The sequence below is a fragment of the Phascolarctobacterium sp. genome, assembly GCF_045124115.1.
Classification (GTDB): Bacteria; Bacillota; Negativicutes; order Acidaminococcales; family Acidaminococcaceae; genus Phascolarctobacterium_A.
Genome location: NZ_JBGVLF010000041.1, coordinates 53,960 through 78,328, shown reverse-complemented (window position 1 = coordinate 78,328; position 24,369 = coordinate 53,960). Strand labels below are relative to the sequence as shown.

Annotated in this window: 25 protein-coding genes and 1 tRNA gene; 1 reads left to right on the top strand and 25 read right to left on the bottom strand. The window is 40.6% G+C overall.

The annotated features are described in order from the left end of the window. From ACJMM4_RS05925 to ACJMM4_RS05895, 7 genes are all read right to left on the bottom strand, one after another. On the bottom strand, nucleotides 1-104 hold a 104-nt coding region (locus tag ACJMM4_RS05925), incomplete at its 3' end, for a (d)CMP kinase (protein ID WP_405383582.1). 17 nt (nucleotides 105-121) lie between these two features. Then, entirely contained in the window at nucleotides 122-1,360 is a 1,239-nt protein-coding gene (locus ACJMM4_RS05920; RefSeq protein WP_405383580.1) for an NAD(P)/FAD-dependent oxidoreductase, read from the bottom strand. Beyond that, nucleotides 1,357-2,082: a pseudouridine synthase gene (locus ACJMM4_RS05915; protein WP_405379453.1), complete on the bottom strand. Its 726-nt coding sequence runs from the start codon at nucleotides 2,080-2,082 to the stop codon at nucleotides 1,357-1,359. The genes ACJMM4_RS05920 and ACJMM4_RS05915 overlap by 4 nt, the downstream gene beginning before the upstream one ends. Beyond that, nucleotides 2,083-2,673 (bottom strand): SMC-Scp complex subunit ScpB, encoded by a 591-nt coding sequence (scpB, locus tag ACJMM4_RS05910; protein ID WP_405383578.1) that lies wholly within the window; start codon nucleotides 2,671-2,673, stop codon nucleotides 2,083-2,085. Continuing rightward, nucleotides 2,663-3,385, bottom strand: coding sequence for a segregation and condensation protein A (locus ACJMM4_RS05905; protein ID WP_405379451.1), 723 nt, complete (start codon nucleotides 3,383-3,385; stop codon nucleotides 2,663-2,665). Before ACJMM4_RS05905 ends, scpB begins: the two co-directional genes overlap by 11 nt. Before the next feature lie 2 nt (nucleotides 3,386-3,387). After that, a complete protein-coding gene (locus ACJMM4_RS05900; RefSeq protein WP_405379450.1) occupies nucleotides 3,388-4,008 on the bottom strand; it encodes a site-2 protease family protein in 621 nt (206 codons plus the stop codon). A 117-nt stretch (nucleotides 4,009-4,125) separates the two neighbouring features. Next, the gene (locus ACJMM4_RS05895) at nucleotides 4,126-4,902 is read right to left on the bottom strand and encodes an enoyl-CoA hydratase/isomerase family protein (RefSeq protein ID WP_405383576.1); all 777 of its coding nucleotides are present in this window, start codon (nucleotides 4,900-4,902) and stop codon (nucleotides 4,126-4,128) included. A gap of 168 nt (nucleotides 4,903-5,070) precedes the next feature. Here ACJMM4_RS05895 and ACJMM4_RS05890 point away from each other — a divergent pair. Further along, nucleotides 5,071-5,146 (top strand) — tRNA-Asn (locus ACJMM4_RS05890). A 97-nt stretch (nucleotides 5,147-5,243) separates the two neighbouring features. Here ACJMM4_RS05890 and ACJMM4_RS05885 read toward each other — a convergent pair. The 18 genes from ACJMM4_RS05885 to ACJMM4_RS05800 form a co-directional block, all read right to left on the bottom strand. Continuing rightward, a complete protein-coding gene (locus ACJMM4_RS05885) occupies nucleotides 5,244-6,413 on the bottom strand; it encodes an ATP-binding protein (protein WP_405383574.1) in 1,170 nt (389 codons plus the stop codon). An 11-nt stretch (nucleotides 6,414-6,424) separates the two neighbouring features. Further along, nucleotides 6,425-7,294, bottom strand: coding sequence for a UTP--glucose-1-phosphate uridylyltransferase GalU (galU, locus tag ACJMM4_RS05880; protein ID WP_405383572.1), 870 nt, complete (start codon nucleotides 7,292-7,294; stop codon nucleotides 6,425-6,427). 24 nt (nucleotides 7,295-7,318) lie between these two features. Beyond that, entirely contained in the window at nucleotides 7,319-8,824 is a 1,506-nt protein-coding gene (locus ACJMM4_RS05875; RefSeq protein ID WP_405383569.1) for a polysaccharide biosynthesis C-terminal domain-containing protein, read from the bottom strand. Further along, the gene (locus ACJMM4_RS05870) at nucleotides 8,821-9,615 is read right to left on the bottom strand and encodes an O-antigen ligase family protein (RefSeq protein ID WP_405383567.1); all 795 of its coding nucleotides are present in this window, start codon (nucleotides 9,613-9,615) and stop codon (nucleotides 8,821-8,823) included. Before ACJMM4_RS05870 ends, ACJMM4_RS05875 begins: the two co-directional genes overlap by 4 nt. Nucleotides 9,616-9,653: 38 nt before the next feature. Further along, the gene (locus ACJMM4_RS05865) at nucleotides 9,654-10,415 is read right to left on the bottom strand and encodes a hypothetical protein (protein WP_405383565.1); all 762 of its coding nucleotides are present in this window, start codon (nucleotides 10,413-10,415) and stop codon (nucleotides 9,654-9,656) included. Between the two features lie 2 nt (nucleotides 10,416-10,417). Further along, complete coding sequence (locus tag ACJMM4_RS05860; RefSeq protein WP_405383563.1) at nucleotides 10,418-11,422, bottom strand: glycosyltransferase family 2 protein; 1,005 nt, start codon at nucleotides 11,420-11,422, stop codon at nucleotides 10,418-10,420. A 33-nt stretch (nucleotides 11,423-11,455) separates the two neighbouring features. Further along, entirely contained in the window at nucleotides 11,456-12,523 is a 1,068-nt protein-coding gene (locus ACJMM4_RS05855; RefSeq protein ID WP_405383561.1) for a polysaccharide pyruvyl transferase family protein, read from the bottom strand. A 2-nt stretch (nucleotides 12,524-12,525) separates the two neighbouring features. After that, nucleotides 12,526-13,698: a Coenzyme F420 hydrogenase/dehydrogenase, beta subunit C-terminal domain gene (locus tag ACJMM4_RS05850; RefSeq protein ID WP_405383559.1), complete on the bottom strand. Its 1,173-nt coding sequence runs from the start codon at nucleotides 13,696-13,698 to the stop codon at nucleotides 12,526-12,528. Nucleotides 13,699-13,732: 34 nt separating this feature from the next. Further along, the gene (gene wecB, locus ACJMM4_RS05845) at nucleotides 13,733-14,827 is read right to left on the bottom strand and encodes a non-hydrolyzing UDP-N-acetylglucosamine 2-epimerase (protein WP_405383557.1); all 1,095 of its coding nucleotides are present in this window, start codon (nucleotides 14,825-14,827) and stop codon (nucleotides 13,733-13,735) included. A 6-nt stretch (nucleotides 14,828-14,833) separates the two neighbouring features. Continuing rightward, a complete protein-coding gene (locus tag ACJMM4_RS05840; protein WP_405383555.1) occupies nucleotides 14,834-15,928 on the bottom strand; it encodes a hypothetical protein in 1,095 nt (364 codons plus the stop codon). Between the two features lie 8 nt (nucleotides 15,929-15,936). After that, complete coding sequence (locus ACJMM4_RS05835) at nucleotides 15,937-16,731, bottom strand: glycosyltransferase family 2 protein (protein ID WP_405383553.1); 795 nt, start codon at nucleotides 16,729-16,731, stop codon at nucleotides 15,937-15,939. Nucleotides 16,732-16,742: 11 nt separating this feature from the next. Next, the gene (locus tag ACJMM4_RS05830) at nucleotides 16,743-16,958 is read right to left on the bottom strand and encodes a hypothetical protein (RefSeq protein WP_405383551.1); all 216 of its coding nucleotides are present in this window, start codon (nucleotides 16,956-16,958) and stop codon (nucleotides 16,743-16,745) included. Nucleotides 16,959-17,041: 83 nt separating this feature from the next. Continuing rightward, on the bottom strand, nucleotides 17,042-19,012 hold the full coding sequence (locus tag ACJMM4_RS05825; RefSeq protein ID WP_405383549.1) for a P-loop NTPase fold protein: 1,971 nt from the start codon (nucleotides 19,010-19,012) through the stop codon (nucleotides 17,042-17,044). A 101-nt stretch (nucleotides 19,013-19,113) separates the two neighbouring features. Then, on the bottom strand, nucleotides 19,114-19,740 hold the full coding sequence (locus tag ACJMM4_RS05820) for a sugar transferase (RefSeq protein WP_405383547.1): 627 nt from the start codon (nucleotides 19,738-19,740) through the stop codon (nucleotides 19,114-19,116). 331 nt (nucleotides 19,741-20,071) lie between these two features. Then, nucleotides 20,072-21,370, bottom strand: a complete 1,299-nt coding sequence (locus tag ACJMM4_RS05815) for an ATP-binding protein (RefSeq protein WP_405383545.1) — start codon at nucleotides 21,368-21,370, stop codon at nucleotides 20,072-20,074. Nucleotides 21,371-21,647: 277 nt separating this feature from the next. After that, on the bottom strand, nucleotides 21,648-22,277 hold the full coding sequence (locus tag ACJMM4_RS05810) for a precorrin-8X methylmutase (RefSeq protein ID WP_405383543.1): 630 nt from the start codon (nucleotides 22,275-22,277) through the stop codon (nucleotides 21,648-21,650). Nucleotides 22,278-22,317: 40 nt separating this feature from the next. Next, entirely contained in the window at nucleotides 22,318-22,848 is a 531-nt protein-coding gene (locus tag ACJMM4_RS05805; RefSeq protein WP_405383541.1) for a cob(I)yrinic acid a,c-diamide adenosyltransferase, read from the bottom strand. Next, on the bottom strand, nucleotides 22,848-24,368 hold the full coding sequence (locus ACJMM4_RS05800; protein WP_405383539.1) for a cobyric acid synthase: 1,521 nt from the start codon (nucleotides 24,366-24,368) through the stop codon (nucleotides 22,848-22,850). Before ACJMM4_RS05800 ends, ACJMM4_RS05805 begins: the two co-directional genes overlap by 1 nt. Nucleotide 24,369 lies beyond the last annotated feature (1 nt).

The window sequence follows — 24,369 nt, the reverse complement described above, 5'->3', positions numbered from 1 at the left end:
CCGGTATCAATGTAGGCATAACCCAATTTTTCTGCTACTAACTTAGCAATAGTGCTTTTGCCTGCACCTGCAGGACCGTCAATAGCGACCACAATTTTCTTCATAATTACATAACCACACTTTATTCTAAATTGGCTGCTGCCAAACCTGCGGCATAACCGCTGGAGAAAGCAGCCTGTAAATTAAAGCCACCGGTATAACCATCTACGTCCATAACCTCACCGGCAAAATAAAGACCGGGAACCAGCTTGGATTCCATGGTTTTGGGGTTGATTTCCTTAACATCTACGCCGCCTGCAGTAACGATTGCTTCTGCAAGGGGACGCGTACCTGTAATAGGAATCATAAAGCCTTTCAGCGTATCCAGTAAACGTAATCGTTCTTCCCTAGAAATCTGGTTTATGAACTTTTCTTCATCCAAGTAAGCCATGTCGCAGACTACAGGAATCAGGCGCTGCGGCAGCAAATCCTTCATGCCGTTTGCCAATTGCTTACGGCTGTACTCCTTAAAATCACGCTGGATGCGCGCATCCAGCTTTTCCCTGCTCAGTGCAGGCTTTAAATCAAGGGACAATTCCACTTCCTTACCATCAGCAATGGCTTTGGAGGCTGCATTGCTCAAGGACAGGATAATAGGACCGGATACACCGAAATGGGTAAAGAGCATTTCGCCAAACTCGCTGGCAATTTTTTTGCCATCAGCGAAAAGCGTTGCTTCCACATTGCGCAAGGACAACCCCTGCAAATCATCCACATAGGGATAATCGCTGGTCAAAGGCACAAGGGACGGCTTCAAAGGCACAATGCTGTGGCCTGCTTTAGCTGCCAATTTGGCACCACCGCCGTCGCTGCCCGTACCCGGGTAGGATGCGCCACCTGCGCAAAGAATAACTGCATCAGCAGGATAAACACCGTTGATGGTCTTTACGCCCACTGCCCTGCCATCTTTAATAAGGATTTCCAAAGCCTTGGTATCCGTCAGCAGCTTACCTCCGGCCTGGGTATAGATTTTCGTCAAAGTATCGACCACATCCTTAGCTTTGTCGCTAACAGGAAAAACTCTGTTACCACGCTCAACCTTGGTCTGCAAGCCATTAGACTCTAACATTATTACTATATCATCATTTGTGAACCTATGTAAAGCACTATTTAAAAATCTTCCGTTTCCGGGCAAATTTTTAATGAATTCGGGAATTTCGCAGGCGTTGGTAATATTGCAACGGCCCTTGCCGGTAATCAACATCTTTTTACCGGGCTGACGCATTTTTTCCAAAATAGTAACATCCGCACCATTTTGGGCTGCTGTAATGCCGGCTAGAAGACCTGCCGCACCTGCGCCGATAATTACAACTTTGCTCATAATTTAGCCGCCTTTTTCAGTGCAACCAGTTCATCATCATTGAGTTCGCGGAACTTGCCACGCCCCAAGTCGCTAAGCTTCAGGGGACCCATTTTAATACGCTTCAAATCGCGGACAGGGAAACCAATCGCATCGCACATACGACGTACTTGACGGTTACGGCCTTCGTGGATTGTAATATCAAATACAGTAAAATTATGCTCATGCTCATAGCTGCGCAGGTTGACGATTGCAGGAGCAGTCATGCCGTCCTCCAACTTCACGCCTACTCGGAGCATATCAAACTTTTCATCAGGCACAATACCGGGCACTTTAACCAAGTAGGTCTTGTTTACTTCATGGCTGGGATGGGTCAAAGCCTGCGCCAAGGCACCATCATTAGTCAAAAGCAGTAAGCCCTCCGTATTGTAATCCAAGCGGCCTACAGGGAACACACGCTCCGGCAGATCTTTGACAAAATCCGCAATACTGCGACGATTCTGGGGGTCGCTCATAGTAGTTACTACGCCACGAGGCTTGTAGAACATGTAGTAAACCTTGCTCTCTGCCTTAATGGGATTGCCGTCCACAGCAATGCGTACTTTGGCAGGGTCAAACTTGCTACCTAATTCTTTTACAATCTTGCCGTTAACACGTACACGGCCTGCAGTGATAATTTTTTCTGCTTCTCGACGGGAGGCTACGCCTGCAGCCGCCAAAATCTTTTGTAAACGCTCTTCCATCTATTCTTCCTTTGCTTCCTTCTCACCAATAGCCGTACTGTCGAGGCCCAAAGCCTGCTGTACAGCCTCATGTTCATCTTCGGGACGTACCTCCGGTTGGGGCAGATCCTTTAAGGATGCCAAACCAAAGACTGTCAAAAATTTATCCGTAGTAGCGTAAAAGATGGGGTTGCCCAAAGCCTTCTTCCGCCCTGCTTCCATAACCAAGCCTAAATCCAACAGCGTATTTAAAACGCCGTCCACCTTGACACCGCGGATTGCTTCCATCTCCGCCCTAGTCACAGGCTGCTTAAAAGCTACAATGGCCAAAGTCTCCATGGCTGCATTAGTCAGCTTTACTTCCTTCTTCTTGCCTAAGTTAGTCAACAAGCGGTAGTGAATGGGCTTCGTTACCAGTTGGTACCCTTCTCCCACATGGCGCACCATTAAACCACGATTTTCTCCTTCGCAGTCATGTTCCAGTGTTGCCAGCAAATCCCACACCAAGGGTTTATCCAGCTGCAGTACATTGGCAAGCTCGCCTACGGTAATAGGCTCTCCTACGGCAAACAGCACTGCCTCCAGCGCTCCTACCATTTGCTCATGATTCATGGCGTTCCTCCCCTTGCTTACGGAAAATATAAATAGGCGCAAAGGCCTGCGTTTGGCTGATTCTTACCAGCCCCAGCTTCAAAAGTTCCAACACGCCCAAAAAGGCTGCTACCTTTTCGCCCGCTTTACCGGATTGGAAAAGCTCGTTAAGCAGAAAGCCGTTGGGCATCCGCTGCAAGCGCTCAAGAATATCCGCCATTTTTTCCTGCACACTAAAGGCTTGAGGTTCGATAAAAGCTGCAGGCCGCTCATCAGCGTTGACCATGCCTGCTACAGCCTTCAGCAGTTCCTCAACGCTATAACGTGGCAGACTGCGCTCTACCAAGTTGGCGAACATGGGCTCCCGTGCCACGTAGCGGTCAGCTTCTTCTTTCAGGTAGAAAAGCTCCTTCGCCACCCGCTTAATACGGCGGTATTCCACCAGCATCTCCACCAGCTGTTGGCGCGGGTCCACTTCCTCTTCCTCGTCAGCGTTTTCCTCCTTGGGCAGCAGCATACGGGACTTAATCTGCAAAAGCGTCGCCGCCATAACCAGGAACTCGCTGGCAGTTTCCATATCAAACTCGCTTAGATTGCGTAAATAGCTAATATACTGCTCTGTGATTTCTACAATAGGAATATCGTAGATGTCCACCTTTTCCCTTTCGATTAAATGCATCAGCAAATCCAAAGGACCTTCAAAAGCAGCTAGCTTTAAAGAAATTTCACTCATATTTAGAAAATAATCCCTAACAAACCGTTAACCAAAAACAGATAGCCGTTAGCCAAAGGATTGATAATCATACTGGTAACACCGGTGAAAACCAAGGCAATCAAAATATAGAAGCCGTAACGGTCTACCACGCTGTTAAACTGCCAAGACTGTTTGGCAGGCAGTAGTTCGCTCAAAATACGGGAGCCATCCAAAGGCGGTACGGGAATCAAGTTAAAGAAAGCGAACCACACATTGTACAGCTGCATCCACAGCAAAAAGCGGTACAGGCTGTCGCTGAGCATACCCATGCGGTTCAACACCGCCATAAACAGAGCAGCTAAAAAGCACAGGAACAGGTTCGCTGCAGGCCCTGCAAAGGATACCTTCAGGACGCCTTCGCGACGGTTGCGGAAATTGTTGGTATTAATAGGCACGCCTTTCGCCCAACCAAAGCCTGCCACCACCAAAAGAATGGCGCCAATAGGGTCAAGGTGAGCCAAAGGATTCAAGGTCAGCCTACCGCTATAGCGGGCAGTTGGATCCCCCATGCTGTCTGCGCACTGAGCGTGAGCATATTCATGGATGGAGATGGCGAACAAGAGGGCGGGAATGCGATATATCATAGTACTAAGATCCAGCATTGTTGCCTCCGATAATTTTATTCTTAATATTACAATTATACAACAAAGTCCGACCTTTAGTCAAAAAGAAAACAGAACCGCCAGTGTGTTTTCTGTGACGGTTCTGTTAAATCCATGTTATTTACCGGTGAAAACAGGATTGCGTTTCTCGTAGAAGGCTGCAATACCTTCTTTGCAATCATCAGTGCCCATGAGCAAAGGCTGGGTTGTTTCTTCAATAGCCAGCACTTCGTCCAAAGTCAGGGCGGTGTTGTTCAAATATTTCTTGGTCAGGCCGATGGCCAAAGGTGCGCTGTTAGCCAAACGGTTCGCCATGGCATAAACAGTGTCCTTTAAAGTTTCTTCTTCGCAGACATCGTTAAGCATGCCAATCTGCAGCGCGGTAGCAGCGTCAATCAAATCGCCGGTGAACATCAATTCTTTAGCGCGATGTACGCCAATAGCTTTCGGCAGGAAGTACAAGCCACCGCAGTCAGGAATCAAGCCGACTTTGGCAAAGCTTTCGCCAAAACGTGCTTTGGTGTTGGCATAAATCAAGTCGCAAGCCAGCATCAAGTTTACGCCTGCACCTGCAGTTACGCCGTTTACCCAAGCGATAACAGGTTTTTCAATAGTAGTAATGCGTTTAGCAACATCGCCAACCTTAGCAATGAAGGCTTTCTTTTCCGCAGTACCAGTCAAATTGTTCAGATAGCTTAAATCGCCACCGGCACAAAATGCTTTGCCGTTGCCGGTGAGCACGATGCATCTAACCTCAGCATCTGCTACAGCTTTATCCAAAGCTTCGTGCAGACCGTTGATCAGGCCATCGTTCATAGAGTTCAGACTTTTAGGACGGTTCATGGTGATAGTGGCTACGCCGTTTTCAACAACGTACAATACAGCAGTTTCCATTAGTAACATCTCCTTATAGTCATTTTGTAACTGCTTTCATTATATCATAAAACACTAAAATTAGCATTCCTTTTTACTTAACAAGCTAAGAAGAATTTTTTCAAAAAAGTGTTGACAAATCCCCTATCTTGCAGTAAAATGATCTTCGTTGATTGCGATCAACCTAATTCCTCGATAGTTCAGCCGGTAGAACACCTGACTGTTAATCAGGGCGTCGTAGGTTCGAGTCCTACTCGGGGAGCCAAGCAAATGCAAGTCGGAACTTTATGGTTCCGGCTTTTTTATTTTATATGATTATACCACAAAAGCCTCAGATATACCTGAGGCTTTTTCATTTTGCTTTATAAAATTGATGTTACATTTACTTGCCACAATCTATCCTGCAGTTGCTTGGTGTCTCCATGAGGCACCATAACCACACCATTGCCCATAGCAAGCGCGTGTTCCGCAGCGTATGGCTCTAGCACGCTGAACAGCTTGGCAACCTTAGCTGTTTTATATTCTCCGGCGGTAATGAGCATGGGATAGAGAACTCCTGCAACCTCCAAAATAATGGTAATCTCTTTATAGTTAGAATCCTGAAAGAAAGTAAGCTTTGCTTCTCTCCCCTGCTCCAAATAGCCTTCGCGAATAGAATTCACGACATAGTTTTCGTAAATTCTGCCGTAGTTGATGCTGCGCAATAAATCATTGCTATTGGCAAGTTGCAGCAAGGCGCAAGCCACCGCTGTATCACGGAAAAACATTTTAGGTGCTTTTACCAAGCGCTTTTTGGGAATGTTGGCCACAGGCTGCACCAAGTAGATGATGCCAGCCCCTGCCAAAAGGTTGAGCCAACGCCTTACTGTAGGCAATGACACGCCAACCATGTCACCTAGGCGCGCTGTATTGACAGGCAGTGCCGTGAGGCTGGCTGCAGCACACAAAAAGCGATAGAATTTCAAATCGTCCTTGGGGCCTGCCAAGCCTGAGATTTCCTGACGCAGAATGCGTTGAACGTAACTATCTGCTTCGTCCTTATCTGCCATAAAGCCAAGGAGGATGTTCTCTAGAATATTGGTAGTCCTCCCTGCATCCTGTAACGTTTGCAAAACGTCAGCCGTAGGGACAAAAGGAGCGCTTGCAGCAACGGTAAGCGGCAGTTCGAGAAAGGCAATGCGGCCCGCATTTTCCCCCGCACATTCTTCCTGCAGATAATGTGTTTGGTTGCAGCTTGCGCTAATGCTCCCTAAGGGCAGACCTGCATCCTGCAATAGCAAGGTCAATACCTGGGGCGCGTAGTCAATGTTGGCCAAATACAAAGGCATAGCCATAGTTTGCAAACTGCTGACGAAGGCAGCAGCGTTCTGCTCTACCTGCATCCGCACAACCGGCGAAGCCATGTCCACTACAGTACAACCTGTGGTAAGCTTTGCCAATAGCGCCTGATGTCTGCGTGTGCCGCAGCTATGGAGCACTACAAGCTTGTTATGAAGTTGTAAAGAGTGGATGGTTTCAGTGATGGTGGACATAAAAATTCTTCCTATTTTACTATTTCCTTTAAATATTCTACGAATTTGCCTTTTAAATCGTCCCTGCGCAGGGCGTACTCTACTGTAGCCTGCAAGTAACCAAATTTGTCGCCTACGTCGTAGCGTTTACCAACAAAATCATAGGCGTACATGTTCTGTTCTTTGGCGAGAACCTTCAGAGCGTCGGTCAGTTGGATTTCGCCACCGCGTCCGGGAGCAGTATGCTCCAAAATCTCGAAAATTTCCGGAGTGATTACGTAACGACCAAGGACAGCCAAACGACTGGGGGCTTCTTCTACCGCAGGTTTTTCCACCATGTCGCTTACTTTGTAAATGCGTTCCTTATCTGTAGGTGCGCTAGCCACAATACCGTAGCTTGATACTTTCTCCAAAGGCACGGTTTGACAGCCCAATACGCTGCCACCTGTAGCATCGTAAACGTCCATAAGCTGTTTTAAGCACGGGTATTCATCGTTATAGACTACATCATCGCCAAGAAGCACGGCGAATGGTTCATCGCCCACAAAGGTTTTGGCACAAAGAATGGCGTGTCCCAATCCTTTAGGCTCTTTCTGGCGAACGTAGTGGATGTTGATATCGCCAATTTTACGCACCAATTCCAATAGTTCGTCTTTGCCATGTTCTTTAAGGTTCAACTCCAGTTCCGGTGTATGGTCGAAGTGGTCTTCGATGGCACGCTTGCTGCGGCCGCTGATGATCAAGATGTCTTTGATACCGCTAGCGAGGGCTTCTTCAATGATGTATTGGATGGTGGGTTTATCTACGATGGGTAACATTTCTTTGGGGCAGGCTTTGGTGGCGGGCAGAAAGCGGGTGCCTAGGCCTGCGGCGGGGATAACGGCTTTAGTGATTTTTTTCATGGTGAGAGTGTACTCCTTTAAAATTTATCTTTTAAACTTGTTTAGTATTTTGGCTATTTTAGTTTGTTCATCTACATTCATGCAGTTTTTATATATCAAAACGCCATAACATATGGTGTACAGCAGAATTTTACCTACAAATAACACCTTGCTACTAGAATACAACCAATCATTTAGGTGATACCCTACAGCACAGAGGCATACCACGCCAACGGTAATCCTGCCTATCTGCCTCCAGAACTCCTTGATAGCTAAGCCAGTGACCTTAGCATAATACCAATTCATAACCAAGCCGTTACCAATGAACATAGATAAACCTGTAGCAAAGGCGCAACCAATGCCGCCAAATTTTATACCCAAGGGAATAGCTAAAGCCAAATTCAAGATACCCATGCAGAAGTAAATTTTGGCACGGAAGTCATAGCGATTCTGCGCCTGCATGATGGAAAGGCCGATATTTTGGATTAAGTCGATAGTAAAGGGTATGATTATAAGCAAGGTAATGATATATGCATCTTCAAAACCATTGCCAGCCCAAATGCTGATAAACTGCCTGCCAAAGATAACGAAGCCACTAGCAACTAACGCTAACAGATAATACTGCCATCGTCCTATTTGTATAAACAGCGCAGACAATTTCTGTACAGGCTCTTGGTTGGCAATCATTTCCGTAATATGGGGAAGATATACACCGGAGATGGCAGTAGAAAGCGCCATATAGTTCATGTAGATTAAAGAGGCTATGGAATATACTGCTACAGCAAATGTGCCACTGATTACGCCCAAAATAACTTGGTTGGTTTTGAAGAAAACCTGATCAATCAAGGTTACTACGAATACGCTTAATGCCAAACGCTTGAAGCCAGCGAACAGTTCCGTATCCCAGAAATGGTATTTAATGCTTACATTTAGTTTGCAGAAGCAATAATAAACGCGTGCGCCAATTAGGAATACGTTCAACACTGTTTGCACCGCAGCCACTGACAAGGCGCTGGGATATTGCTGCAATACTAATATAATCAGCAATGGTTGCATTACTAGTTGAATGGTTTCCAGACCTTTAAGGAAAAGGAATTTTTCGTGAGCATTGATGACTGCACGGAAAACCATGGTTGATATGGTAAGCACGATGTTGACTAAGAGGAGCAGGAAAAGCTGTTTGGCACTGGCAATTTCAGCTATGGTCATACTGTCTGCGAAAATTTTATCCAGGCAGAAATAGAAACCACCGCCTACGACTAAAAGTACAGCAGTTATAACTGCATAAGCACGCATTGCCAAAGCAAGGACGTTCTCCATGCCTACTCTATCGCCCAATGCTTTGTATTTTGCATAGAAGCGGATGACTGCAGCGGTAAGTCCAAAATCCATGATGCCAAAATAGGCAATAAAGGATCCTATGAGCTGATACAGTCCGTACTCACTTTTGCCGATGTAATGAAGCAAGATGGGTACGTAAGCAAAGCCGATTACTGCATGAAGTACAATATTCAAATAGCTGATAAAAATTCCTATTTTACGCTGATTCATTCAATCTCTTTCTTTTCGTCTTTACCAAAACACATGGCGTATCCTAGACCTAACAACACCCAGTAACACCATGTAATATTGATGCTATCACCTATAGCAGCAGCCATCATGCCAAGGAATGCTACGAGGAATACACTATAGTCAAGAGCTGCGTCATCGCAGCCGTTTCTCAATCGTTTCAATACATTGAGAATCAATACCATTGGAGGAAAAAGGAAAGCCATTAATCCCAACAAGCCTGTTTCTGCAAACCTAGTTGTATACTCCCCTAATTTAGGAAAGCCTGAACGCAATACTCCTAATTTTTTCTGAAAGCTTAACCACATTTTTACTTCACCATTGTTTAAAGCTGCTTTAGAAAAATAATCCGGCATATACGCATCGCGTAAACCCATGCCAACGCCAAGTAACGGATGGTCTAAACCTATTTTGAAATCCGCTTCCATTACGGAATACCTAGCACGATTACTACGTTTATCTGGATTAGCCAAGGAAGCAGCATTACTTTCTACGTAATTTTTCATGCTATCAGAAATAGTAGTTTTTACATTTTTAGTCATTCTTTTTTGGGCAACAATCTTTTGGTGAGAATTATTTTTAGGTGTCATATAATTGGATATAAAAACATTGCTACCAACAAACGCTACTGCACTGCAACATAATATAATTGCTAAACCTTTCCAATTCTCTTTTTGTCGCAACAAGAGAACTACCAGCAACAGCAACACAAGCTCTCCTAAGTGAAGCATGAATCCTGTTCTAGCCTTGGTTAAGAATAGTAAAAATGTCATGATTACAGTTACGCATATGTATAAATAGTGTTTTTTCTTTATGATTTGCAACCAAAGGAACGGAAGGCAAAATGCGCTGTACATACCGAAATAAGATGGCTCTGCAAATAGCGAACGTAACTGCCCCTTCCACAATAGAGGAGGCACCATTTACCATCTGTTCTAACTTCGTGGATATATGGATTAATGGTTTCTAAAACCTTCGTTGCCCATTGGCTGCCTGCTAGATAATTAACTTCAACAATACAATATGCAAAAATTACTCCAATAGAACACAGTGCCGCTTTGGTAATAATATTCAAAGCACGTTTCCAGTCATCGTGATACCAGCAATAAATCAAGTATGCGGTACCAAAGGAAAAAATTGTATTCAAAAAAAGTCCTCTAATTGGTTTTACTATCATCCAAAAGGAAAGTAATTGTTTATCAGATAAATAGTCAGTATATCTTCCTGAAAACTTCAATAGAGTCAGAAATTTACCCATTTGTTCAGGCGGACCTTTTAAAATCAAATCATAATAGGGAAATACCCAAAGACCAGTTACCAAAGATAAAAAAGAAACACCAAAAAGAAAATATAAGAATTTTTTAAAGGCATTTATAGAAACAAATACATTTTTATATCTATAATGCATAACCAAAGAATATATTAAGCCAATGATTAATGGAAAACATACTAATTTACTACCAAATGGTCCAACAAATGCTGTTATTTGAATAGATAATGGAATATTATTAAATAGAAGAAAGAAACATATAAGAAAAAATAATCCATCCCTAAAACTTTTATTTATTCCCATAATTATCCTTTACTCCTAAAATACTTATTTAAGTAAAACCGACCAACATACAACATATATACTAAAAATGTGAGTTTGTACTTGATCAGTGAAGCCATTGCATTTGCTTTTAATGAAACTGCTCCAAACTTACCATCTAAAACTCCAATACCTTGCTGCACTCTAAAATTAAAACTATCATAATCATTTTTGGCATCATCAAGAACAGCAAAATGTGCTAATCCTACAACGAAATGATTACATAATATATCTACGTCACGTTTAATTTCCAATTTTTTTAAAAGTTTCTTTTCAAATTTCAGACGTTCGAGAAAACCTTCATAGCTTTTCAACTCTCGTTTAGTACTGAGACTTTCATTGTCATGGTGCCAATAATTGTAAAGAGCCTTGTTTATAAAGCAAAACCTATAACCCCAATATAAATACATGAAATTGAAAAATTGATCTTCTCCGAATCGCATGTTAGGAAAGCGAACTTTATTTTCTAATATTATGGATTTCCTGTATGCGATTCCCCAAGGAGAAGATATATAACTCCTTAATGCATAATAGTCAACCTTTATATCTCCTTTTAACTCAACTGGAAGCCATGTTTTCACAGAATTATTCTTTTGAAAAAATTCGTTATAACCACATATGGAAATATCTATATCATTGTTGTTAGAAAAAAATGGTTTACATAACTCCTCAACACAACAATCTTCAATAGTATCATCAGCATCTACAAACATCACTAAATCACCAGTACATAGTTCTATTCCCACGTTTCTAGCACTACTAACTCCACCATTAGATTTGTGAATGACCCTTATTCTAACATCATCTTTAGCAAGAGTATCGCAAATGCAGCCGCCATTATCAGTGCTACCATCATCAATGAGTAGTATTTCTATATTTACATATGTCTGATTAACTATGCTCTCAACACATCTAGTGATATATTTTTCAGCATTATAAACTGGAACAACAATACTAACCAAAAAACTGTTTTTATTCATTGAATCCATTCGTACTCTCCAAAAATTGACTTTTTACCCCACTTATTTACCCAAATTATTCATCAATAACTCTCTTGACTTTTCTCTAAAAGTTGCAATACGTTTATTTACTTCCTCATACTCACCTTCACTTATATATGGAACTTTCATATCTTTAGAATATTCATGTCCCTTTATACCAGCAACAGCCAACACTTCTTTTATACGACTGCTGTTCTCAGGAGGCATAACTGCAATAAATTGCTTATTATACATTATTGAGAAAACTGTAGCATGGAATGAATTAGAGATAATATATTCGGCATTAGCAATCAAGCTCAAAAAATCTCCAGGAGCAACATCACGAATATGGATATCACAAGTACAGCGATTTAGGTATGTACCAATAAATACAACCTTTACACCTTTATTTCCCTTAATATGAGCGACAACCTTATCCAAAGATTTCTTATCATACTTTTGAGCCAAATATACCAATATATATTTATCTTTAATAAGTCTATCAGATTTAATGGGCTCATACTCCTGAACCTCATTAAGCAGCACGGGATCACAAACATAATCCATAGTAACATTTGGTAAAATAGTTTTCAGTTGATGAATAGCACAAGATTCTCGTAATGAGAGCCAAGAAAAACCATGCGCATATTTTTGAACGATTGTAAGATTATCTTCAGGTATATCTTCTCTACCCAAACTAACAGCATAACCTATCTTTTTAGCCTCTTTTACAAAATCAAGATAAAAAGCTGGATCCTGTCCGCAAAGATACATACTATTCCACAGCTGGTCGCTACCAGTAATGTAAACCTCCGCACTTAACCCACCTTTTTTTAATTCATCGTATGTAGTATATTTTTTCCTAGTAAGCTTAAGAAAACGATTCTTAAAATCTGCAAATTTTTGTTTTCGTTCACGAGAAGCCTTAAAAAATATAACCTTTCTCAAAAAAGTCTTAAATGCTCTACCATTATTCTGAGTATAGGAAGGAACGTAATCTATTAATTCATTATCAATTCCTTGACTTAATAAAAAATGCTGCAAAGCAAAAGACTGTAAGGATGAACCGCAATTATCTGTATCATGTAAGGTAATGGTCAATGTTTTCATTCTTATTTCCTTCCGATAAGCCGTTTTATAAATCTTTTTAATGGCTTAGGCATAACATTCTTAATCCAATTAACGTAATATCGCTTATTTTTATATAGCTTTAAATTTACCCAATCAAATCCTTCTTGTTCAATCTTTATATAAAACTCATCTCTAATGTCCGGTCTAGATGCTGGTCTAACCAAATTAGAATTTTCAAAAGCAGCTTTATCAAAAGTAGATTCTATGTATTTAAACTCACCTGCTATTGATTTAAAGAGTTTTTCACCTTTTCTGCTATTAATCAGAGCAACAGATACACCTTTAGTCATAATAGGTACAAATTCCTCATGGAAACGTTGTATTCCCCAAAAGTCGCCAATAGTAATATCTCCTACTCGCTCCCCTTTAGCGTATTTACACATATAACAACATTCACGATAGTTTTCGGCATAAAGAAACCCCTCATAGTATGGATCCGCCGTTGCCGTTGCCGTTGCCGTTGCCGTTGCTGCTACCGCTTGATACGTTGTACCCCAACCTTTATTCTTATTACGAAAGTTGAAGCTAATTATATTTTCCTGTCCCATATCTTCGGCCTTCCAATCAAGATACTTTTTGAAAAGCTCCGGACTTGGAACACCATGACAAATCAAATCTACCAAAATTAGATTGTCATATCTATCGCCTACATAGTTCTTAATGGCTGCAATTTGACAGGGTGTACCTACAACCAATACACTCTTGTAATTCTTGCAATCATCTAATATAGTGCTATAAACATCTGAAAAATCGCTTTGAACATACTTAGAAGAACATGTTTTCTTAAGTTTCTCAATACTATCGCATTTTACATGAACCGCTTTAATGTTTTCGTCAAAAACACATCCATATACTATGCCACCGTTATTTAAGACATACTCACCCAAAGCATACCCCAAACCACCTGATGAACTTAACTTCAATTTATCCTCATCGTTCCGTTGCAATGCATACACTTTGCTTGCTTTATTTATTGGTACAGCATTATATTGTGGACATTTTTTCAAACACACACCACAATTTACACACTTGTCCTGCCTAACAACTGGTACCATAAAACCTTCTCGATCGGTATCAATCTCAATGCATTTTAATCTACACATCGCCTTGCAAAGCATACATCCAGAACAATTCTTTACCTTACTAACATTCATCAAATTCACTCCTGTTTTAAAACAAGAAAGATACCTATCTCTTCTCCAAAATATCAGCTATTTTCTCGCACGCATGGCCATCACCATATGGATTAGCTGCATGTGCCATTCGTTCATAAGCTTGTACGTCATCCAACAAGCGTTTGAACTCTCTATATATAACATCTTCTTTAGTTCCAACTAATCGCAACGTACCTGCAGCAATTCCTTCCGGTCTTTCAGTAGTATCGCGCATTACAAGAACTGGCTTACCCAAACTAGGTGCTTCCTCTTGTATTCCTCCACTATCTGTAAGAATAAGATGTGCTCTCGCCATAAAATTATGAAAGTCTAAAACGTCTAATGGTTCTATAATATGGATCTTATCGTCATCACAGAAAATTTCTGCAGCAGTGCTGCGTACCACAGGATTCATGTGAATAGGGTAAATAACCTTTACATCCTCATGTTCATCAACAATACGCTTAATGGCGCGGAACATAGATTGCATCGGCGCCCCCAAGTTCTCACGTCTGTGAGCAGTCAAAAGGATAAGCCTACTCCCCTTTGCCCACTCCAATTCTGGATGCTGGTAATAATCCTTTACTGTGGTCTGTAAGGCATCAATCACAGTATTACCGGTAACGTAAATCTGCTCTGCATTCTTACCCTCTCTTAGCAAGTTCTCTTTGGCAGTTTCCGTAGGAGCGAAGTTATACTTTGCTACAATACCAACTGCTTGACGATTGAACTCTTCTGGAAAAGGTGAAGCCACATTATAAGTGCGCAAACCAGCTTCAACATGCCCCACAGCAATATTCAAATAAAAACACGCTAAAGATGCAGCAAAAGTAGTAGTCGTATCTCCATGCACAAGCACAATATCAGGTTTCTCCGCTTCCAAAATAGACTTTAGCTTATTCAGTACCTCTGTAGTAACATCAAATAACGTCTGACGTTCCTTCATAATGGCAAGGTCATAATCTGGTTGCACAACAAAAGCCTCTAGCACTTGATCCAACATCTGCCTATGTTGCCCAGTAACACACACTTTGACTGCAAAACAACTATGCTTCTTTAGTTCGTTTACCAAGGGGCACATCTTGATAGCTTCAGGTCGTGTACCAAAAACAAGTAAGATTTTTTTCATATCAACTTAGTCCTCTAAATTCACGAACTCTTCAATTTTGTTGATATACATCTGTTGCTCATCAAGAACCTGTTTTAACAAACGCTCAGCATTTTCATTAAATATATTTGCATCAAAATTATTTACATAATCCTCTATAACAGCATGTATATCATCTTTATCTAAATCAACACTAATACCAACTTTGTTTTCTACAACTATTTTACCTAAATAGGTTCCTGCAGAAGTAATTATTGGTTTTTTATAAATTAATGCATCATAAAGTCTGTTAGGTAACGCGGTAGTTACTTCAAGGCTTTGATTACCATAGATTGAATTAATCATATCTATAGTTTGATATATTCGAGGTTTTTCGTTATTATCAAAAGACCCCTTAAAAATGGTATTTAGTATTTTCTTTTCCTTGCAATAACTTTTCAAATCGCAATCAATATTTTGTCTTCCGACATAGGTTAGTGTATATCTGTTTATGTTAGCTAAAGATTGCAAGAATTTTGCGTTCTCGCTGAAATACCTTACTCCACCAACAAATCCTATGGTAATGTTATCTTTTCCTTTTATATCTATTTTGTTTGACACAATGCTCTCTAGGTTAGTAACATTATGACAAAAATACATTTTCTGATGCGGTTCAAGAAATCTAAGAAAACCTTTTGAAGATACCGCTGTAAAATAGGATTGATCTATCAAATCATTAACTATATTTTTATAATACTCAAATCGTTCATAAGTGTAGTCTCTATAGTCAAAAATATATTTACCGCTGTAATTCTTACAAAGTAAACCATGAAGCAAAAATCCAGGTTGTGTTGTCAATATAATTAAATGCGTGTATTTTTCCTTTTTTATTATCCGTTCAACTATCCATTTATATTTAAACATTGGCAAAACCTTGCTAAGCTTACTTCCTCCCGGCTTGCACACTGCATGAAGAGTATATATGTTTCCTTTTTTCTCAGTTTCGGCATTAGTATATCTATCCCAAAAAATACACTCATAATCAATATCATGTCTTTCTAAAGCTTGGATATAATTTTCAACAAATGGTACGAGCCCTCGCTCATTAAAGCAAATCACTCCTACTTTTTTCTGATTGTTCATATTATCACCTACAGAAAAGTACTATAACTCCATAAAACTATTTTATATTTAATAATGCCACGAACAGTGTAAGAACTAAAATACCATAAGCTTTTTATAATACCAAGTTTCAGATAACGTCTGTATATAAGCCATCTATTTTTCGCAGCATTTATCTTATTAAAAGATCGCCCTTGATTCTGAATACGGTATTTCATTAACACATCATTTAGCCCAGCAATGCTGTGATTACTTCTAAGAAAATCTAGCAGGAAAATATAATCTTCATGAAACCATTCTTTACTAAACTTTAAGTTTTCTATAGCATTATGTAAAAAAAGCGTTGATGAAAAAATCACGACGTTCTCCTTTAACAGGTCATCATAAGTCAACACCTTAGGTACGCTTCTATTTTTTATAATGTCACCAGAGCCATTAATCATGGAGTACGCAGTGCATACCATATCAGCCTTCTGGATTTTTATAAAAGAAATCTGTTTTTCTAGCTTATTTTTCTCCCATACATCATCACTATCAAGAAACGCAACATACTCGCCGGCAGCAATATTCAGGCCATGATTTCTAGCAGATGCAACGCCTTGATTAGTCTCAAAATTAACTAGTCTAATCCTAGAATCAAGTGCTTCATATTTCTTTACCAACTCCGCAGTATTATCTGTAGAACAATCATTGATAACCAATAACTCCCAATTTTCAAATGATTGTTCGAGAACACTTCGTATTGCTACTTCAATATATTTACTAGCATTATATGCCGGCATAATAATAGAAACTAATCCTTCTCTAAACTCATATTTTTCCATTCGCACCATACCTATTTCAAATCATCTTTTTTGTCAGCACCACATGTATGAATTTCGCCAACTTCGTCAATCACTAATATTTGGCATAACTGATTGCTATTTTTTATCTTATTAGCTTCTACTAATGCGTATCTTTTTTCTTTTACAGAATCAACCCACCTATCATCCGGTCCATAAACTTCCCAAATATTTTCTTTCTGATTATATTTGACAAAGATTGTTCCCATAATCTATATTCTCCTTAAAAATCTTTTCAATACGCACCTTTCTTCATCAGCTTCAAAAAACAATAACAGTTTCTCATTTTATTTTAATTGGTCGCTTTAGCCATTTTTTGAAGCAGTTCTTCAAGATTTTTGCTAAATAGTTCACAGTGGAACCTACGCATTTTATCCTCATCCCTATCCTGCTCTATTTTATCTATTTCAGCCTTAAGAACTACTAAGTACTCATAATCATCATCAGTGTAATCATTAAGCGTATTAAAGTAATACGCAAAAGAACTCACAGTACTTGATAACTCAAACAAGTCTCGTATAGACATCTTCCTTATTCTAGCGACAAACTGTTTTAGGGGCAGCGAGCAAAGTACTTTGATATAATCGTGTATGCCATATTGAGCATCACTTGCACGCTTTCGCAAATAATCGACCAACTCTACATCAGTCTTTTGGTAGATTAATCTATACTCTTCCTTTTTTGAATTAACCACCAGCACTCTTATATATTCTTCCAGTTCTTCGATGAAAACCACTGCGTCTTTACCATTCTCACTAAAAACATGCCAATCACCATCTCTGTATTCAGAAAAATGACGTAAGATATTGTGCTTCATTGCAGCTTTGGTACGTGTAACTAAATCATCATTTTCCAATATTGCAGCTAAAGTAAAAATATTAGTAACAATTTTGGCGTAAAGCTTGATGTTGATTTCATCTTTTTCTAATTTCTGTACAACAGCATCTAATAATTCTTTGCAGGTTTCTTCATCAGAAAAATGAGCTTGTTCAATAGTATCAAACACCCACTGAGCTTTTAATTCACATTGCACAATGAAGTCTTCCACAGCTTGATCAAGATCATTTTTATTAAGTTTAAAACTACGTATATAGTTATCTACAAATTTATACATAGTTCTACCTTCAAAAGGGTTATATGCTTTTATTCCTATGGTTCTGTAATACGCACCTATAGGAAATTCCATTTTTATGCTATCATCCTTAAAATTGGGTTTCTTTCTCTTATCTTTGACTAATATGGAATTAAAAGCCAAATCGACAAGTATTACACATATAACGGACTTAAAACTAACTTCTCTTGAACCAACTAAGCGACTAAAAGAATCCTTTATATCGTGATATATATGACAGAAAGTATTCAACGTAAAAGACAATGTTCGTAAATTACTACATTGGCACATCCGGAATACATCAAGAATACAGTCCTTATTACTTGCCAATACTTCTTTCACTTCTTCGTCTTTGCCATTGATGAATATGTCATAAAGAGTAGCAAAATCATTTTCAAAAGTTACTGTAACCCCTATAACCTTTTCTTTAAATTTATAGTATTCAACATTAGCAACATCGTCTACAATATCAGAGCAAGCATCATCAACCAATCTTTCATCCCTTCCCTTTGGGGAAGTATCTATCTTATCAGCAGGTTTCTCTTTTACTTCTTCTTGATGATTTTTACTCTTTAATTCACTTTCATTAGCTAAAACTATAACCTTCGCATGATTCTGATCTGCAAGAAAATCTATAAATCCCAAAATTTCTTCAAGAGGGATTTTTGAACGCTCTAAATCGTCCAAAACATAAACGTAATTTTCGTAATTAATAATCGTATCCTTAGCGACGTTCCTAATTAACTCTTTTTTATTTTCACCAAGTAAATCAGTTACAGCACCCATTGCTTTAACAATGGAAGAAATCCCGTTTACATTACAAAAGCCTCTTTTCTCAAGCGGTTTTTCTGTTTCAGTTTGATAAACATCTCTGCTTTTATTTTCTAGATTTCCTAAAAATGTTTGACCAATAATATTGTCATACAGTTTATCTACGGATTCACAAGAGAATAAAGATATATAAATTACTTCCTTAAACCTCTTTGTGTCAGTTATATACTTAGAATAAATGTGTGCTCGCAGTGTGTTTTTAGCAAAATATGTTTTACCGGTACCCCATTTACCATCTATCAGTACAGCATAGTCAGTGTCATTAATATCAAAATATCTGTCTAGAATGTCTATGATTTCACTATTAGAACAAGAACACATACAGGCATCATTTCCACCTTTCTGCTAGAAACAAAGTCATTACACGACTCCAAAGATCTTTTTAAAAGTTGAAAAACTCTACAAGTTCATTGTGCATATATTTAATACGCACCTTTCTTCATCAGCACCACGCCAATAGTCTTCCACAAAATCACCACATCGCCCCAAAAGCTTCTGTGCTTGATATACTCCGCATCCAGCGCCACACGCTGGTCATACCCCAAATCGCTGCGTCCGCTCACCTGCCACAAACCCGTAATCCCAGGCTTCACACTGGCGTACAGCTTCGCAGTCTCGCCATAATACTTGTCCAACTCCTCCTGAATCACAGGACGCGGACCTACAAGGCTCATCTCGCCCCGCAGCACATTAAAAATCTGCGGCAGCTCATCCAAACTTGTCCTGCGCAACACCTTGCCAATAGGCGTAATCCGCGGATCATCCTTCAACTTGAAATCACGTTCCCACTCCGCACGGGCGTCGGAATTTTCTGCCAAATATTTTTCTAGCATCTCCTGGGAATTTACAACCATGCTCCGGAACTTATAGCAAGGAAAAGGCTTGCCATCCTTGCCAATACGCTCATGAGCAAAAAACACCGGACCCGGATCCTCTTTTTTTATTCTATAGGCAATATAAACTAACAGCGGACTGATACACACCGTACCTACTGCCGTTAAACTGTAATCAAACACCGTCTTCGCTAGCTTGCCGCAAAAATTGCTCATGCCAAACCTTCACTCCGCTTCATCATTTATAAAAATAGACTGTCTTTTTCTAACACGCATCTTTGCCACGCATTGTATTCGTCATATCATTATAACACCTTTGCCCCCCCCATACAAGACATTTAGGCTGAAATGTGCGGTGGTTACTGCACTTGTATCCCCAGTACCGACTGCTTCCGCAGTTTTAGGGGCAATGTGGAACGCCAACAACATTTTCTAGAATAGATTTTTGCAACCCTTCACACTTTTCTATTCTAGAAACGTTTTTATCCATAAAAAAAGACCTATGCAGATGTGTAAAATCTACATAGGTCTCTTGATCACCACAATATTAAATTGCCTCTAGTAAATCGGGCTTAAGTAAAAAATCATAAATGCTCACAGTAAGAATGCCGTAATCATCATAAAAAGGAACCACTAAATCCTTCGTAACTACAACCTTCTTAAAAGAATCATCTATTCGTCTAAATGGACGTATCTCCTGCATCCGCTTGGCCTCATCCGGAAGTGCATAGGCAGATTGGATATAACACCTAGTCGAGCCCAAATTGCACACGAAATCAACCTCCAACTGTTTGCGCTTTACATTGCCATCCGCATCCTTCTCCGCCACCGGCACAATGCCCACATCCACACTATAGCCACGCATACGCAGCTCATTATAAATCACATTCTCCATGGAATGAGTCTGTTCAAACTGCCTAAAATTAATTCTCGCATTACGCAAGCCAAGATCAGAGAAATAAAACTTCTTCGGAGTTTCAATATATGCCTTGCCCTTGATATCATATCGTACAGCAGCCTCCACCAAAAAAGAGTCTTCCAGATAATCCAAATACTTCTTAATAGTCGCAGCCGTAATCTTAGACTTCTTTATGCTTCTAAAAGTATTGCGCAGCTTCTCGAAATTAGTCAAAGAACCGATAGCAGAAGACAGCATATTTAACAGATCTTCTAATTCACCAATGTTTTTAACCTTATTGCGTATTTTGATATCTCTAATATATATTTCACTAAAAAGATTCTGCAGCAAAGCAATTTTATCCTTAGCATCTTCCCGCAACACTACAAGGGGAATACCACCATAAAGCATATACTCAGACAACCCCATATACTTGTCGCCTTGATAAACGGACATAAACTCTGCAAAACTTAAAGGATACATACGGATTTCATCACCACGGCCGGCAAACTCCGTAGCCACATCCTTAGATAACAGCTTAGCATTACTACCGGTAACGAAAACGTCTAGATTGCTTATCCGTAAATAGCCGTTTAAAACAGCTTCAAAACAGTCTAACATCTGAATCTCGTCCAAAAGCAGATAGTAAGTATCATCATCCTTTACTTGTGACTGAATATATTCAACAAATTTTTCCGGATCAACACCTCTTTTTTCTTTTTGCATACTGATTAAGCTTTCGCCTATAAGATGCAGATCATCAGCAGAATCGAAAGCAAAACGGAGAATGTGGTCAGCAGTTACGCCTTGCTCCAAAAGATGGTTGTAGAACAAAGTATTTAACAAATATGATTTACCACAACGACGAATACCTGTGATTATTTTGATCAGACCATTGCCCTTGCGCTTAATTAATTGCTCTAAGTAAAAATCTCTTTTTATTTCCATGCTAGCACCTCTCTAGAATAGATTTTTGCAACTTTTTACACTTTTCTATTCTAGAATACCACTTTCGTGCTGCAAAATCAATCCAACCGCCATTTTCTAGAATAGATTTTTGCAACCTTTCACACTTTTCTATTCCAGAAACGTTTTCGCCCATTAAAAAAGACCTATGCAGATGTGTAAAATCTACATAGGTCTCTTCTTTTTCTAAAAAGTTCCCCTCTCAGGCGCTTCGCGCCAGCTCTCCCCAAGGAGAGCCGAGAGATTTGTCAGAAATATTCTATTTTCTTGTCAGCTTGTAAATTAAAGCGTTGCAGATAGCCGCAGCAACATTGCTGCCACCCTTGCGTCCACGAGCCACAATATAGGGAATCCCGGTCTTCATAATGATTTCCTTAGACTCCACTACATTAACAAAGCCAACAGGCACGCCGATAACAAGTTCAGGCTTAATCTTGCCTTCCTTTACCAGTTCATCAAGACGTACCAACGCTGTAGGCGCATTGCCAACAGCAATAATCACCGGTCCTTCAACAGTGCAAGCCTTTTCCATGCAGGCCGCAGCACGGGTAGAGCCTGCTTCCTTGGCGCGGGCTGCCACATCGGCATCCGCCATAAAGCACACTGCCTTAGCGCCCAGCTTAGCTAAACCCATCTTGTTAATACCGGTACAGGCCATATTGGTATCTGTGATAATCGTAGCACCTTTTTGCAAAGCTGCCAAAGCCTTCTCCACTACACCATCACTAAAAAGCAAAGTGCGAGCATAATCAAAATCTGCGGAAGTGTGGATAACGCGCTTAACAATATCCAGCTTTTCCTCATCAATCTTAATTTGTCCCAGCTCTTCGCCAATAATTTCCATACTGCGTTTCTCAATATCCGCAGGCAAAACATTTTGTAGTTGCATAACCTTTACCTATCCTTTCTTCACTCTCACCAAAGGGTTTTTATCTCTCTACACCCGTCCGTGCAGGGATGCCCTTTTCATAAGGATGTTTACGTTTACAAACTTCAGAAACATAATCCGCAAGCTCCACCAGCTGTGGTGCAGGATTACGTCCTGTCAGCACTACCTCCAGCTCTGCAGGCTTCTGCTTGAGGAAAGCTACCAAAGCATCCACATCGAAAACACCAGTATTGCAGGCGCCGATAACTTCGTCCAGAATAAGCAGGTCAAGATGCTCGTCCATGCATTTTTGTTTAACCTTCTCGAAAAGGATTTGGTGCTCACCTTTCACCTTAGCCTTCTCTTCCTCATTCATTTGGAAGGTGAATTTTTTAGTTTCCTTCCCCCGCATAACTTCAATACCGGGGATTAATGCTAAACTTTTAAGCTCACCCGTAGGGCGGCTTTTGAGAAACTGTACCAATAGTACATGGTTACCATGACCGGCGCAGCGCACTGCCAAACCAATAGCGGCAGTGGTCTTGCCCTTGCCGTCGCCACAGTAAAGATGGATTAGGCCACCATTCTGCATCAGATACCAGCCTCCAAAATTTCATAAATCTTCTTCATATCCAAATTTTTGCGGATACTGTCTGCCAGGATATCATACTGTTGACGCTTGTAATCAGCAAAATTTATCGTTTCTACGTCGTCCATCCGTAGACCCTTCTTCGCCAAAAGCGCCTCCACAATCTTCACAGCAATACCATCACCGTCAAAAACACCGTGTACATACGTACCATAAACATTTAGCTTATCGGCAACATTTTGGCTGCCTTCGGCAAAAACTTCGCCCTGCTCATGAATGGGCTTAATAGCGGTCAACGCCGTTTCTTCCGCATAAGTAGTAACTCCGGAATGAATTTCGTAGCCCACAAGGGGTACGCCGCTCAAGGCGGAGAAAACGCCCTGTACTTTGCCAAAACTACCTTCCATTTGGATAGTCCGCTTGTGCTCGATAAAAGAAGTTTCCACGTCCAAAAGTCCAAGTCCGGCAAAATCGCCGCCTTCCTCCACCCCAAAGGGGTCAGAAATCTTCTTGCCCAGCATCTGGTAGCCACCGCAAACGCCCCAAATAACCGTCCCATTATTGGCGCGTTTTAAAATAGCTGCTTCCATACCGCTTTGGCGCAACCACAGCAAATCTCCAATGGTGTTTTTAGTACCGGGAATAATAATCATATCCGGATTACCAAGCTCACGTACTTTTTGCACGTAGCGCAAAGAAACACCGGGAATAAGCTCAAAAACATTGAAATCCGTGTAGTTGGACATGCGGGGAATGCGTACCACCGCAATATCCACTAAATCAACCTGTGCTTTACCGCTAATGCGTTCGGACAGGCTGTCCTCGTCTTCAATATCCACATTAAGCATAGGCAGCACGCCCACAATGGGTACGCCCGTCTTATCCTCGATCATCTTCAACCCGGGACGCAGGATTTCTACATCTCCGCGAAATTTATTGATGACCACGCCCTTGATCATCGCACGTTCTTCCTCACCTAACAGCATAATTGTACCGTAGATAGAGGCAAAAACACCACCACGATCTATATCCGCCACTAGTAGTGCCGGAGCTTTAGCCATTTTTGCCATACCCATATTGACGAAATCGTCCTGATTGATGTTGATTTCCGCAGGACTGCCTGCACCTTCAATGCATACAACATCATATTGGTCCGCCAAAGTATCAAAAGCCTTTTGCACTTCACCCCGCAGGTTATGCTTCATAGCATAATATTCTGCAGCGGTATACGTGCCTATCGCCTCACCGTTTACAATAACTTGGGAACCGCTGTCACCCGTAGGTTTTAACAAAATAGGGTTCATAAGCACGCTAGGCTCAATATTGGCAGCTTCCGCCTGCACCACTTGGGCGCGTCCCATTTCCGCACCTTCCTTAGTAATAAAGGAGTTTAGTGCCATATTTTGGGATTTAAAGGGAGCAACCTTGTACCCATCTTGATTAAACACACGGCATAACCCTGCAGTTACCAGACTCTTGCCTGCATTGGACGTGGTACCAACGATCATTAATGCTTTTGCCACA